Genomic DNA, 14,261 nt, shown 5'->3' with positions numbered 1-14,261 from the left:
TCCAGAACATGATGAAAACCGAAACGGCCCCGCGTGACCCAAGGCGCCGGAGTGTCCCTGCCCTCACCGCACTGCTGCTGGCGACCCTCCTGGCAGCCTCGCAGCTGGTGCTCCTGGCGCCCCTCCCGGCGGCCGCGGCCGAGAACTGCGCGGCGGCCGTCAACCCGGTGGCGTGTGAGAACGCCAAGCCCGGAGCGGACCCGGACGAGTGGGACATTGAGAAAGCCGGAGATCCCAGCATCCAGGGATTCTCAACGGACATCAGCGTCAACGCCGGCGAAAGCCTCGATTTCAAGGTGGACACCGATGCCTCGGCGTACACCATCGATATCTACCGCACCGGCTGGTACCAGGGGCTGGGTGCCCGCAAGATAGCCTCCGTGGCGCCGTCGGCGAAGCTTCCGCAGCACCAGCCCGAGTGCCTGCGCGATGTAAGCACCGAACTGGTTGACTGCGGTACCTGGAGCCGTTCAGCCACCTGGGATGTTCCGGCCGGCGTGGTCTCCGGAGTCTACGTTGCGCTGCTCAAGCGGCTGGACACCGGGGGCACCAGCCACATCACCTTCGTAGTGCGTAACGATGCTTCCACGTCCGACGTCGTTTTCCAGACCTCGGATCCCACGTGGCAGGCGTACAACACCTACGGCGGTTCCAACTTCTATCAGGGAGCCGCGAACGGCCGGGCCTACAAACTGAGCTACAACAGGCCTGTAACCACCCGGGGGGACAACGACGGGCGCGATTTCTACTTCGGTGCCGAGTACCCGCTGGTGCGTTTCCTGGAAAAGAACGGCTATGACGTCACTTACCAGGCCGGCGTGGACACCGACCGCCACGGCGAAGCGTTGAAGAACCACAGCGTTTTCCTCTCCGTGGGCCATGACGAATACTGGTCCGGCGCCCAGCGCGCCAACGTGGAGGCGGCCCGGGACGCAGGGGTGAACCTGCAGTTCCTCTCCGGAAACGAGGTGTACTGGCGCACCCGCTACGAACCGTCAACAACGGACGGAACCGCATACCGCACGATGGTCAGTTACAAGGAAACCTGGGCCAATACCAAGATCGATCCGGAGCCGGAATGGACCGGAACCTGGCGCGACCCCCGCTTGGCCCCGCAGTCACGGGGCGGCGGCGTTCCGGAGAACGCGCTGACCGGTACCGCTTACGTGGCGAACTTCTCGGACCTTGCAATCACAGTCAGCGCCGATGAAGGCAAATACCGGCTATGGCGGCACACCGAGCTTGCCTCCCAGAGCCCCGGCAGCCGCACCCAGCTGGCAGCCCATACCATCGGCTACGAATCCAATGAGGACCTGGACAACGGTTTCCGGCCGCCGGGGCTCGCCCGGCTCTCCACCACCACTGGCCCAACCCCGCAGTATCTGCGGGACTATGGAAATACGGTGACGGAGGGGACAACCACACACCACCTGACCCAGTACCGTGCGCCGAGCGGTGCCCTGGTCTTTTCCGCAGGCAGCATCCAGTGGACCTGGGGACTGGACCGGGAACACGACGGCTGGGGAGATCCAGCCGACCGGCGGATGCAGCAGGCCCAGGTCAACCTCCTGGCGGACATGGGTGCGCAGCCGGACACGCTCGATTCCCAGCTCACCAGGACGGCTGCGAGTACTGACACATCGCCGCCCACCGCCGTCATCACGTCACCGGCCCCCGGGACGCCCGCGGCCAACGGCACGGCCGTCACAGTCACGGGGACGGCGTCTGATGCCGGAGGCGGCCGGGTTGCCGGCGTGGAAATCTCCACGGACGACGGCGAAACCTGGTCCGCTGCGCAGGGCACCACCAACTGGAGCTACACCTACCTCCAGCAGGGCATGGACACCCAGACCATACGTGCCCGGGCCATCGACGACACCGGCAATTTCGCTGCGGCAGGAGTCTCGGTTCCGGTGGCAGCGACAGGCCCGTTCACAGTCTTCGGAAGCACGGAACCGGAAACACGGGACAGCGGCGACGGATCCCCCGTGGAAGTGGGCATGCGGTTCTCGCCCTCTGTGAGCGGGTACGTCAGCGCTGTGCGGTTCTACAAGTCCGAGGCCAACACCGGCACCCACACGGGGACGCTTTGGGACGCATCGGGCACCGCCCTGGCGACCGTGGCCTTCACCGGCGAGAGTGCCTCCGGCTGGCAGCAGGCTGCGTTCCCCGCGCCCGTGGCAGTCACCGCCGGCGCCGGTTACGTCATTTCCTACAGTGCTCCTGCCGGGCATTACGCCATGGCCCCGGATCATTGGTCCGCGCGGGGCAAAACCGCCGCCCCGCTGCTGGTTGCCGGAGGTTTCGGCGCACCGCCGGCAGGCGTGTACAACAGCACTCCGGGACGGTTCCCGGCCGACAGCTACCGCAACACCGCGTACTTCGTCGACGTGGTGTTTGACACCAGCAGCAACGCCCCGCTGTCCGCGTCATCCCAGACGCCGGCCGACGGCGCGGCCGGAGCTCCGGCGGACACCCGCATCTCTGCGGTGCTGTCCAAGGAAGTGGTTCGCGAAAGCGTGGGGATTGTGCTGCGGGATGCCGCGGGAACACCGGTGGCGGGCACCACCCGCTACTCGGCGGCGAGCCGCACGGCGGAATTCGTACCGGAGTCCGCACTGGGGGAGGGTGTCCGCTATACCGCGGAGCTCAGCGCCGTGGACGCTGACGGCAATCCGCTGCTCTCCGGGGGAACGTGGTCCTTCACCATCGCCAAGACCGTCGCCGAGGGCGAATGTCCCTGCAGTCTTTTCCGGGAGGAAGCCATTCCGGCCCTGCCCCAGCTTTCCGACGGAATCCCGCTAAGCCTAGGCGTGGCCTTCCGCCCGGAAACCTCCGGAACCGTCACCGGAGTCCGCTTCTACAAGGGACCGGGGAACACCGGCGTGCACACGGGCCGGTTGTTCGGACCCGGCGGAGCTGAACTCGGGGCTGTGACCTTCAGCGGCGAATCTGCCTCCGGCTGGCAGACGGCCCACTTTGCCGTTCCCGTCCCCGTTCAGCCAGGACAGGAGTACGTTGCCGCGTACAGCTCTCCGAACGGCGCGTACTCGGCGAACCTCGGCCAGTTCGCGGGCAGTTACACGTTCGGTCCCCTCACCGTTCCGGCCGACGGCGGACGGTACGTCTACGGCGGAACCTACCCGGAACGCAAATCCACGTCCGGCTACCTGGTAGACGTCGTTTTCGAGCGGGGCGGTCCGGTGCTGGGAGTCTCCTCGAGGGCTCCGGCAGCCGGAGCCACAGACGTTCCGGGGGATACCACCGTGTCCGGAGTGTTCTCCTCCGCTATCGTGGCCGGTTCCGCGGCGTTCAGCGTGCGCGGCCCTGACGGAGGGCATGTGGCCGGACAGACCACGTACGACGCCGGAACACGCACCGCCACTTTCCGCCCCGCCGCACCGCTGGCAGGTTCCACCACCTACACGGTCGACCTGACGGCAGCCTCCGCCGAGGGACTGGCCTCGGACAGCAGCGGCGCCTGGTCCTTCACCACGGCACAGGCTACACCGGAGGCAGAGTGCTGCAGCCTGTTCCCGCCGGACACCGTCCCGCTCATCGCGCAGGTGGCCGACGGACGGCCGGTGGTTTTGGGTACTGCCTTCCGCTCCGCGGCTGACGGAGCGGTCCGAGGGATACGTTTTTACAAGGGGCCGGGTAACGCAGGCACCCACACGGGGCGGCTGTTCGCCGCAGACGGCACGGTCCTGGCGTCGGCGACCTTCACCGCCGAAACGGGGAGCGGGTGGCAGAGCGTGACGTTCAGCTCTCCTGTGCACATCCGGGCTGGCGGACAGTACGTGGCCGCGTACACCTCTCCGACCGGCACTTACTCGGTCACGCCCGGCCAGTTTGCGTCGGCCTACGAGTACGGGCCGCTGAGCGTAGAAGCTTCCGGAGGACGCTTCACCTACTCCGGCGGCTACCCCGGAAGCTCCTCTGCGGCCAGCTACCTGGTCGATGTGATGTTCACGCCGGGGGATGCTCCTCCCGAGCCTGAGCTCCCGGACAACGGCTGCCCCTGCAGCCTCTACACCCAGGCCGACGTTCCGCTGATTGACCGGGTGCTGGACGGCACGCCGGTCACGCTGGGGACAGCGTTCTCCGTATCCGCTCCGGGTGAGGTCAGTGCTGTACGGTTCTACCGCGGGGAGGGCAACACCGGGCCGCGCACCGGATACCTCTTTGACGCCGGCGGGGCGGAACTCGGCCGGGTATCCTTCCCGGACGGGCCCGCTGGGTGGCAGTCCGCTGCCCTTCCCGCGCCCGTCCAGCTGGCTCCGGGTGCACAGTACACGGTGGCGTACACCGCTCCGGCAGGGGTCTATTCGGCAACACCCGGAGGCTTCAGTACCGGCCGTGACCGCAGTCCGCTGCTCGTCCCGGCCAACGGGGGACGCTATTCCTACACCGGAGTCTTCCCGGACACGCCCTCGGGAGCGACCTATCTGGTCGACGTCGTCTTCAGCTCCCGGCCTGGCCCGCCGGGCTAGGTCCCGGCCGCGATCCCGGCCGCGGCCCATGGCGGGATCCGCGGCCGGGAAGCTACCGGCCGGGAAGCTACCGGCTGGGAAACTGCCGGCCGGGAAGCGACCGGATAGGGAACTTAGCGGACGGACAAGTCAGCGGACGACGGCGGGGGACCAGGCGTGTTCCAGGAACAGCTCCGGTTCCCCGCCGGCCAGGCTGAGGGACCAGATGTCCGAATCCCCGGGCGCCCCGTCCCGCGGGAGCCCGTACAACACGGTTGCGTCGTCGAGCCACTCGATCTGGTCATCAACGGAACGGGTCTCGCCCAGCACGGCTTCCTCCAGGCTGTCCAGCTCCAGTACCGCCACGCGCCAGTGCGGGGTGGCCGAGCCGGATACTTCTTTCTTGAACGCAATCCGCCGTCCGTCCGGTGACAGGGAGGGACATTCCACACCGTCCCGCAGCGCCGTCAGGGTCCGGGCGGAGAGGCTGCCGCGCACCAGCCAGGTGGCGTTCCCGCTCGCGGCGGTGGCGTAGAAGGTGTCGCCGTCGGCGCTGAAGGTCACGCCCCACATATTGCGGTCGGCGGCTGTTACCCGCGTCCCGTCCACCAACAGTGCGAAGTCCTCAATGTTGCCGTGGTCCGTCCCGTCCACGCCCGTGATGCGGGTTTCGGTGGAGAACCCGGTGCCGGCGTAGGAATGTCCTGTCACGAACGCCGTGGAGGCGATCAGTGACCCGTCGGGGGACACCCTGGTGCGGCTGGGGATCCCCGGCAGCGGCCAGGAATCAAGCGTGTTGCCGTCGGCGTCGAGCACCACGTCGGAGAAGGTGGTCATCACGCCCGGCGTCGTCTGCAGGCAGGACCGCACAGCCGCCGAAGCATAGATGCGGTCACAGGCGGTGTCCTCCAGCCGGCGCGGACCTCCCGGCTCCGTAAGCGGCACCGTGCCAATGTGCCCGTAACCGGCCCCGGAAGCGGTATTGCGGAACATGACATACCCGCCCGCCGGCGGCGGACCGGACGTTTCCAGCGCCACGCCGGGGGCCGCAGCCGAACGTTCACGGTAGTCCTGGAAGGAGGAAACACCGTAGAAAACACTCCCGCCGACAACTGCCGCAGTCACTACCGCCAAAAACCGCCAGCGCACAGCGGAAGGCACATGGTGCTCTTCCTGCAGATCCGTCACTGCGCGGTCTCCGCTGCGTCAGCAGGTACTGGCTTCCGGGTGGAAGCTGACCGGATGAGCCAGGCCGCCCCCGGAAGAACGGCAGCCAACGTGGCCGCCGCCGTCCACAGCGCCGTTTCCGGGCCCAGGGTGTACCAGAGCACGCCGAAGAGGCTGGAGGCGAGCAGCCGCCCCACCGCTACCACCGTCTGGGCGGCGGCAATGCCAGTTGCCCGCACCCTGGCGGGCACCAGCCCGCCCATGAGGGCTGCGAGCACGCCGTCGGTAGCGGCGTAGAAAGCGCCCAGGGCGAAGAGGCACATCAGGGTGGCACCCAGGCCGCCGAACCCCGCGCAGGCGTAGGCAGCGAGCAGGCCCACGTGGCCGAGCAGGAACACCTTCTTCCGTCCCCAGCGGTCAGCCGCACGGCCCAGCGGGATCGCCAGGAGCAGATAGGCGGCGTTGGTCCCCACGAACAGCAGGGGGAACCACACCGGGTTGAAGCCGCCCGAGGTGAGCAGCAGCAGGTACAGGAACCCGTCCCCGACGCTGAGCAGGGACAGCACCCCGGCGGCCAGAAGCAGGCGCCGAACGGTGGGCGTGTTCAGCTCCCGCAGGGCCTGGCGGCGGGTGGGACGGGGGAGGGGTGCCTGCGCCGGCCCCCCGGGTTCGGACTGTGGAACGGCGGGCTCCGACCTGCCGGCAGCCTGCCGGGTCCGCAGGTTGGGAACCAGGAGCACCATCACCGCGACGCCCAGAATCGCAGCGCCCAGGGAAAAGACAAACACGGTGGAATAGCCCTGCGGAATCACAAGCAGGATGCCGAAGGCAAGCAGCGGGCCGGCTGTTGCCCCCACTGTGTCGAGCATCCGGTGCACGCCGAAAGAGCGGGCCAGATGCTCGGGCTGGGCAGCCGTGGTGATCAGGGCGTCGCGCGGCGCGGTCCGGATGCCTTTGCCGATCCGGTCCAGGGTAATCACCGACGCCACGGCCCCAACGGAGGCGGAGAGCAGCAGTCCGGCGCGGGCGGCCATCGACAAACCGTAACCTGCGGCGGCCACCCACTTGGGCCGGTCCAGGGTATCCGAGGTCCAGCCTGCGGCAATCCGTATGACGGCGCTGATGCCTTGCTGCAGTCCGTCCAGGAAGCCGTAGGCCAGGATGGACAAACCCAGTGCACCAGTGAGGTAGACGGGCAGCACCGCGGCCACCGCTTCGGAGGAAACATCGGTGAGCAGGCTGACGATGCCCAGCCAGACAATCACGGGAGAGAGGCGGAACGGCACGGAAGCCGCGCCGCGGTTCCGCCAGGGGGCGCGCTGGCCCGCGAGGGAGAGGTACACGGATAGTCCTAGATGCCGGCGCGCAGGATCGCGAAGATTGAGTAATCCAGGGCCGCCCCACCGGCGTCCGGCCCGATGCTCAGCGTCACCGAACTGGTGCCGTAGGACCACACTGCCCTGGTGGTGCCGCCGACGGTCTCCTCAGCTCCCGGCTGGAAACCCAGTCCGCTGAAGTGCTCCGAATAGAAGGCAAGCACGTCGCGGGCTGCTGCAGCGCTGGTGGCCCGGAGCCCGGCTTGAAGGGTGTTCCCGGAAGCGGCCACGGAAGAGGAAACCACCTCTGTGGCGTGAGCCGGCGGAACCAGCTGCTCCGGGAATCCTCCGGCCAGCCGGCCCTCGGCGGCGTCGGCCGGCGGCAGCGGCAGACTGATGAGGGTCATCGGTTCGGGCACGTCCCGCGACGCCGGGAGCGGTCCGGCGGCGTTGCCTGCTGAGCCCGGCGGGACCTCCAGGGGACGTTCCGGATCAGGCACCGCAGCCGGCGGCTGGGTATTGGGGGCAGCCGCGGACTCTTCGCCGGCGTTGCTGCCCGGCTCCTGGCCGGGGTCAGCTTCCTGGCCGCCGTCAGATTCCCGGCCGGGTGCGGACCCTGGTCCAGGCCCCCGTGAATTAGCGGCCGGGTCTTCCGGGGCGGGACCCGCCAGGCTGGACAGCAGGATCCCGCCGCCCACCAGCAGGGCGGAGAGGAAGAGGCCGGCGAGGACGAAACCCCTGGTGCCTCGCAGCAGGCCGGGCATCCTAGGACACCGTCCCATGAGCCGCGGAGCCGGTGCGGGAGCTGGTGTCCCGCTCCCAGATACTGCCTGGCCGCGAGGAGGCCGCCAGGCGCCGTCCGGCCAGGGTGAAGGCAATGTAGACGGAAGCATCGAAAGCGCTGCGCGGTCCGCGCACTCCTGCAAGGATCCCCGCTGCACTGCCCAGCGCGGTACTGTGCAGCGCGCCCTGCTCAAAGTTGCCGCGGTAGGTCCGCCGAAGGATGGCCAGCAGGCCGGGCACGTCGCGCGGCAGGCGCACCAGGACAGGGGGACAGTCCAGGACTGCTTTCTCCGGCCCGGTGAAGGCCCGGTCAATGTAGAGGTCATCGGCGACGACGGCGGGCAGAGTGCCCAGCCGCTTCCCGGCTTCGGCGCTGAGCGCGTAGGCTCCCGCGCCCCAGAGAGCCTGCCGGGCGCCGGGGAGATGGCGCCGGGCCCGGTAGTAGCTGCGGATGAGAAAGCGTGCTCCGGCCAGGTCATAGTCCACAGCGGGCCGGACCGCGAGCGGACCGTCCTGCAGAGCTTCGAATACTGCGCGGACGGTTTCCGGGCGGACCGTGATGTCGGCGTCCAGGTAGAGCCGCGGCCAATGGTCTGCGGCCGCGTTGCCCGCGTTCAGTGCGGCTGTCTTGGACGCCTCGCGCAGCTCCAGGACACGAACGCCGGGGCGGGACTTGGCCACCTCGGCCGAGGCATCGGAGCAGCCGTTGCACACCACGATTACCTCGGTCCCGGCCTCGATTACCGGTGCCAGGGCGTCCAGCGTTCCGCCGAGAACGGTTTCCTCGTTATGGCACGGGATGATGACGGAACCCTGCGGGAACGGCCGGCCCGCACCGTCCTGGACGGAATTAGGCGCCTGCGCCTGGGGGAGGGCCGCCCGCCGGCTCGGACGCACCAGCGCCGACACAGCCAGCCTGTGGCCGGCACCGCCCAGACGCAGCGTTTCGGCGAGCAGCACCATGCTGCCGAAGACGGCGGCATAGCCGGCACTGCGGTGCAGTTCCGCATACCGAACCCGGTTGACGGCCATCAGGGCAGCAAGCTCCGGGGCCTGGCCGGAGCCTCCCCGGCGGTGGATCATTTTGGCTGCCGGTTCAAACCAGACTGCTGCCCCGGCACTTCTGGCCCTGCGGAAGTACTCGGTTTCCTCCGAGTAGAGGAAAAAGGATTCGTTCCAGCTCCCTAGCCGGCGTGCCAGCGGCATGTCCACCAGGAGGGCGGCACCGGTTGCCCAGTCCACGGGGTGCGCGTAACGGTAGGCCTCGGCGTCGTACTCGATTTCGGACAACCAGGCGGGCCGGCGGGACAGCCGCCGGCCCACCAGTGCGTCGCCGAATGCGCGGGTGATGGACGGTTCCCGGCGGAGGGAGTGGTATGTGCTGCCGTCCTCATCTGCCAGCAGCGGCACCACGATTCCGCTGCCGATGCCCTGCAGCCTGCGAAGCATGGACGCGATGGCCCCGCGGCAGACCCTCAGGTCGGGATTCAGGACCAATACCGCACCGGCGTCGCCTGCATACCGTGCCGCAGCGTTGATGCCCCCTGCGTAGCCGAGGTTGCCGCCGGTCTCCACGAGCCGAACGTCGGGGTGCGCGGCAAGAACCGCCACCGTGGCGTCGGTGGAGGAGTTATCTGCCACGATCACGCGGATGGACAGGTCTGCTGTTTCAGCGCGCAGTGAGCCAAGGAAGTCCTCGAGGTCCCGCTCATTATTGTGGGTGACGGTCAGGACGGCGACGTCGGCGCGGCCGTCCGGGGGCGCGAAACCGCCGGGCACGGGCAGGGGGCGCAGGGGTTCCCGGGCCGGAGCCTCGCGCACGGGTTTGGCTCCAGCCGGGACGCGGGCGGGCGAGCGCAGCCGCAGGTAGGCTGGCGGTCCCTGCACGAGATAGCGTTTGGCCATCCGGCGGGGTTCCAGGGCCAGGCGCCAGGCCCATTCCAGGCCATTGCTGCTCACCCACCCGGGGGCGCGCTGGACCCGTCCGGCCAGAAAGTCGACTACGGCTCCGAACGCCAGCAGCACATCAGCTCCGGTGGCGGCCGCATGTTCCGCGATCCACAGTTCCTGCCGCGGTTTGCCGAGGCCCACCACCAGGATGTTCACGCGGGCGCGGGCGATTGCGGCGGTGAGCTCGCGGTTGGCCCCGGGGTCGGAGAGCAGGCCGCGCTGCGGCGCCCAGCATCCTGCGAGGACGAGGTCCGGACGCTGCTGGGCAAGTACCCGCTGCAGCCGCTCGTGGGTTTCGGATGTGCCGCCGAGGAATCCTACGCGGAGGCCGCGCTCCTCACAGTGGTCCAGCAGCGGTTCGATGAGGTCGCTGCCTGCCAGCCGCGGCCACTGGCGGCCGGAGAGGGCGCTTGCCTTTGCAGCGATGGGGGCACCGTCAATGACGTTCAGCCACTCGGCTCCGCCGCTGCGGCCCGCCAGGTCCAGTGCGCCTTTCCAACGTCCTGCCGTGCCGAAGTAGTGCACGTGGTCCAAGTTGATGGATGCGACGGCCAACGGCGCTTGGCCGCCGCAGGGCCGTTCCACAATCCTGGCCAGGGCCTCGCCTGCCGTCAGCAGGTCCACCGGGACACCGCCGAGGACCGCGCGGGCGCGGTCCTGTCCGGAATCTGCTCCGGAGTGTTTTCCGGAGACGTGCCTGCCCCGGACACGGGCGCCCGTTTTTCTGCCTTGCATTCCCAAGTCCACTCCTACGGCTCGTTGCTTCGAGCCAGAACAATAGGAGGGGGACGAAACAGGTGGCTGGGTAGCCGCTACTGGTCTGCACGGACGGCGGAACCGGGTGGAATGCCGGTGGGTACGAAGTGCTACCCGAACATCCACCCCCGGCTAAGTAGCGTGGTGGAGCAGGGCCGGCGGAGCGCTATCCTGCGGGACGGGAAGGCACCGGTGAGAGCCCGTCCTCTTCCAGCCGGAACAGTTCTCCCGTGACCGGACAGCTGAATTCACCTTCAGCGGGACCGGGTACCAGGGGATGCCCGGCGGGCCCGACCCACCCCAGCTGCCGTGCGGGTACCCCGGCGACGACGGCGTAGGCGGGAACATCGCGGGTCACTACGGCACCTGCCGCCACGGTGGCCCAAGAGCCGATCCGAACCGGGGCAATGCATACCGCACGGGCACCGATGGCGGCGCCGTCGCCCACTTCAACACCCACCGGGTGCCAGTCCTCGGCGCTCTTGAGCGAACCGTCCGGATTCACTGCCCGGGGGTACGTATCATTCGTAAAGACCACGGCGGGGCCGACAAACACGCCGTTGCCCAGCACCGCCGGTTCGTATACGAGGGCATGATTCTGGATTTTGCAGTTTTCGCCCATTCGGACCCCCGGACCGATGTAGGCGCCGCGGCCAATGATGCAGTTCGCTCCGATCTCGGTGTCCTCGCGTACCTGGGCCAAATGCCAGATAAGGGTTCCGTGGCCAATCGATGCGTTCGCTGCGACGTCTGCCGTCGCGTTGATGCCGCTGTCCCTGTTGCTGAGCATGCTGCTTCCTCTCGTCCCCCGCGCACCCGGTGTCCGTTGTGCTGGCCATACCCTACAGCCGCAGCGGCGGTGTAGGTATCAGCGGGCCAGTCCCAAGTAGCGGCCTGTCCAGGAGCGGCCGGCTCTCCGGTCCAAGTGGCGCAAAGGCAGTAGTAATTACCTGTAGGCGCGTCCGCCGCACCAACCTACGATCTGTGCTCGACCACCCATGACACGTTGGCCAGAGGCGGAAATCCATGCGCGTTGCACCACCCGCACAGCTCAACCCGGGCCGTGCTTCCGGCAGCACGCAGGCATCTCTCATCGGACGCACGGAGGCGCTGCGTGCCACCAGGACGTCGCTGGAGGGCAACGGGGGAGCAGTCATAGTCGGCCCCGAAGGCATCGGCAAGACAGCGCTGGCCAACTATGTGGCGGGTGCGGCAGGCCGCCAATTCCATGTTGTGCACATCCGCGGGAGCAAAGTTGCCGCCCGCACGGATTACGGGGCGCTCAACTGGCTGCTCAGTGAGTTGCCGGAGACGGCGCTGAGCAATCCTGTCCAGGTGCTCAGGGCGCTGAAGGTCCACCTGCATGAACGTTCCCAGGGCCGGCGGGTGCTTTTGGTGGTGGACAATGCCCACGAACTGGACGCCCTGAGCCAGACCGTCACAGTGCAGCTGCTGCGCCAGTCGGACGCTGCCCTGCTGGCAACCACGCCGGACCTGCTGCTGTGCGGCGAAGAACTGGTCCGGCTGTGGTCTGAGGGAAAGGTCCGCAGGATTGATCTTGGTCCGTTGGACATTTCCGATGCCCAGGCGCTCATGGAAAGGATCACCCACGGACGGCCTTCAGCGCTCGCAGTGCAAACCGTCTGGTCGCAGGCCAAGGGCAATCCGCTCTTTACCTCCCTGCTCTGCCGGGACCAGATCGCAGCCGGCCGTATCCAGGAACGCGGGGGCACCTGGACACTCACGGGTCCGCTGACGTTCTCGGGAGAAATGTCCGACTGGATGGAGTCCTGGTACCGAGAAATACCGCTCCCGCAGCGCACTGTGGTGGAACTCGTCTCCCTGTGCCCGGGCATCCCCATGGGGACCCTGCTAAAGGTCGTCGACGCTGAGCCGGTGGACGCTCTCGAAGAACGCGGGATATTGAAGGTCGAAAACGGTGAAAGCGCGGTCTACCTGCGTGATCCGCTCTATGCGCGGCTGGTGGCCGGACTGATACCCGTCGGACGGTCGTTCGACCTGTGGCAGGAAATCCTGCAGACGAATCCGGATCTGTGGGCCTGCGCCGACACCGCCGTGAGAGCTTTTGCGGAATGGTCTTGCGAATCGGGTGAAGGCGTAGACGCTGACGTTGCCCTGCGTGCCTGCGCTGCGGCCAATGACGCCGGGGACGCGGAGGCAGTCCTCAAAATTTCAGCCGCAGTTCCCACCCTGGCAACGGACCCGCTCCTGAGGCTTGAACGTGCCAGGGCGCTGCGGGCGACGCAGCGCCTCCGGGCAGCAGAGCGGGAGCTGCACGCTGTCCTGGCGGTCGGAAGCGCCGCAACCCAGGTACCCGCCTATCTGGAGCTGGCTACGCTGGCGCGCTCGCTGCCCGAGCCGCGCATCCACACTGACGAAGCGCTGGAGCGCGCCGGGGTGTCCGCTGAATCGGTGTCCGCACCGAATCGTTCTGCGCTCCGGAACGAGGTTGTGGCCGCCCGGGCTGCGCTGGCCGCACTGGATGCAGATCTCACGGCGGTTCCCGGCGAACTTGCCGCTCTGTGCAGGGACCGCAGCGCCTCCGAGTCCGTGCGTTTGCGGGCACGGGCGAGCCGGTGCCAGTTACTTGCGCTGGGCGGTCTCAGCCGGGAGGCGAGCGAAGAGGCAACAGCGTTGTGGCACAGCCTGGAGAATGCGGGAAAGCTTCCACATTCCGTTGAAGCTCAGGTTCTTGGCGGAATCACCTCTACGTATGTGATGTGCAGCGAACTGTCCAAGGGTCTTGAGCTTCTTTCGAACGCGTCGCGCCGGTGCCTGGATTCGTTTCCTGGCGGCTGGTCTGAGTTGCCTTACGGAATTATCAATGCCTTGGGCGGGCGGGCCGACACTGCATTGGAGTTCCTGCTGCCGGCCCTGCGTCAGTTGCAGGTCAGTGATCCGCAGGACGACCTGCCCATGGCGTACGCCGCTGTGGCCTACTGCTGCGCGGCTCGTCAGGAATGGGACGCCATGGCGGATTATCTGGCTGCAAGTCCCGACTTCAGGACGCGCCCGCCGGCACAGATTGCGGCGGTTACCCGGTTCTTCCAGGCAGCAGCGGTTCTGGCACGCAGGGCGGATGCAGATGCCGCCGCTGCCCTGACAGCCCAAGGACGCCGGGCCGTGGAGCAGGGCAACTACCCCGAGGCCGTGCTGTGCCTGGCGGCAGCTGCCCTGGCCGGGGACGACCAGGCCGCGACGGCGCTGGAAGCTGCAGCCGCGAAGGCCGACGGTCCCGCCGCCCAGATGTGGCGGGCACTGGGGACCGGTCTCCTGCAGGGGTCGCCGAAGATCCAGCTCGACGCCGCAGAAGCCCTGCTTGGCACGGGGCTGATCGGCTTGGGGTACAAGACCGCGCTCAGGGCGCGGGAGGCCGCCGAGTCGCTCAACAACCGGAACCTGACGCGGCGGGCGCGCATGGCTGCTAACGAATCCTTCCGCCTGCTTTCAGATGCCAACAGCATCAGCCGCCGCCTGGACGAACTGTCCGAGTTCGAGAGGGACCTCGCTGTCAGGGCCGCGCACGGGGAAAGCAGCTCCGCCCTGGGGAGTGCTCTCCATCTGTCACCCCGCACGGTGGACTGGCACCTGGGCCGTATCTTCCAGAAACTGCACGTCTCGGGCAGGGCCGAATTGAGGCAGCTCCTCGGCGATGCCGACAGCGGCCTGGCCGGGAAACAGGACACCCTATACAAGTAGTCCGGATGCCGCTGCGGAGAAGAGACCGAGTAGCGGCATGGAATTTCACCGGTGTTATTCGAGTATGGACCCCGGATCATTGGTAATTCCTACTCAT

Annotated in this window: 7 protein-coding genes; 2 read left to right on the top strand and 5 right to left on the bottom strand. The window is 67.9% G+C overall.

Annotation, left to right across the window (positions count from 1 at the left end):
* The first annotated feature begins 8 nt into the window (after window positions 1-8).
* Window positions 9-4,493, top strand: coding sequence for a DUF4082 domain-containing protein (locus tag LOC59_RS10855; RefSeq protein ID WP_229971930.1), 4,485 nt, complete (start codon window positions 9-11; stop codon window positions 4,491-4,493).
* 129 nt (window positions 4,494-4,622) lie between these two features.
* Here LOC59_RS10855 and LOC59_RS10850 read toward each other — a convergent pair whose 3' ends face one another.
* The 5 genes from LOC59_RS10850 to LOC59_RS10830 form a co-directional block, all read right to left on the bottom strand.
* Window positions 4,623-5,660 (bottom strand): hypothetical protein, encoded by a 1,038-nt coding sequence (locus tag LOC59_RS10850; protein WP_229971928.1) that lies wholly within the window; start codon window positions 5,658-5,660, stop codon window positions 4,623-4,625.
* A complete protein-coding gene (locus LOC59_RS10845) occupies window positions 5,657-6,982 on the bottom strand; it encodes an MFS transporter (RefSeq protein ID WP_229971926.1) in 1,326 nt (441 codons plus the stop codon). The genes LOC59_RS10850 and LOC59_RS10845 overlap by 4 nt, the downstream gene beginning before the upstream one ends.
* Before the next feature lie 8 nt (window positions 6,983-6,990).
* Window positions 6,991-7,719 (bottom strand): hypothetical protein, encoded by a 729-nt coding sequence (locus LOC59_RS10840; protein ID WP_229971924.1) that lies wholly within the window; start codon window positions 7,717-7,719, stop codon window positions 6,991-6,993.
* Window position 7,720: 1 nt separating this feature from the next.
* Window positions 7,721-10,423, bottom strand: coding sequence for a WecB/TagA/CpsF family glycosyltransferase (locus LOC59_RS10835; RefSeq protein ID WP_229971923.1), 2,703 nt, complete (start codon window positions 10,421-10,423; stop codon window positions 7,721-7,723).
* A 187-nt stretch (window positions 10,424-10,610) separates the two neighbouring features.
* Window positions 10,611-11,234 carry an acyltransferase gene (locus LOC59_RS10830; protein WP_229971921.1) on the bottom strand — a complete coding sequence of 208 codons (624 nt, stop codon included), beginning with the start codon at window positions 11,232-11,234 and terminating at the stop codon, window positions 10,611-10,613.
* A gap of 236 nt (window positions 11,235-11,470) precedes the next feature.
* Here LOC59_RS10830 and LOC59_RS10825 point away from each other — a divergent pair, with 236 nt between their 5' ends.
* A complete protein-coding gene (locus tag LOC59_RS10825; protein WP_229971919.1) occupies window positions 11,471-14,164 on the top strand; it encodes an AAA family ATPase in 2,694 nt (897 codons plus the stop codon).
* The last annotated feature ends 97 nt before the right edge of the window (window positions 14,165-14,261 follow it).

This window comes from Arthrobacter sp. zg-Y916 (assembly GCF_020907385.1).
In the GTDB taxonomy this organism is placed as follows: domain Bacteria; phylum Actinomycetota; class Actinomycetes; order Actinomycetales; family Micrococcaceae; genus Arthrobacter_B; species Arthrobacter_B caoxuetaonis.
Note: the sequence above shows the minus strand (reverse complement) of the source record. Positions and strands in the feature narration are given on the sequence as shown.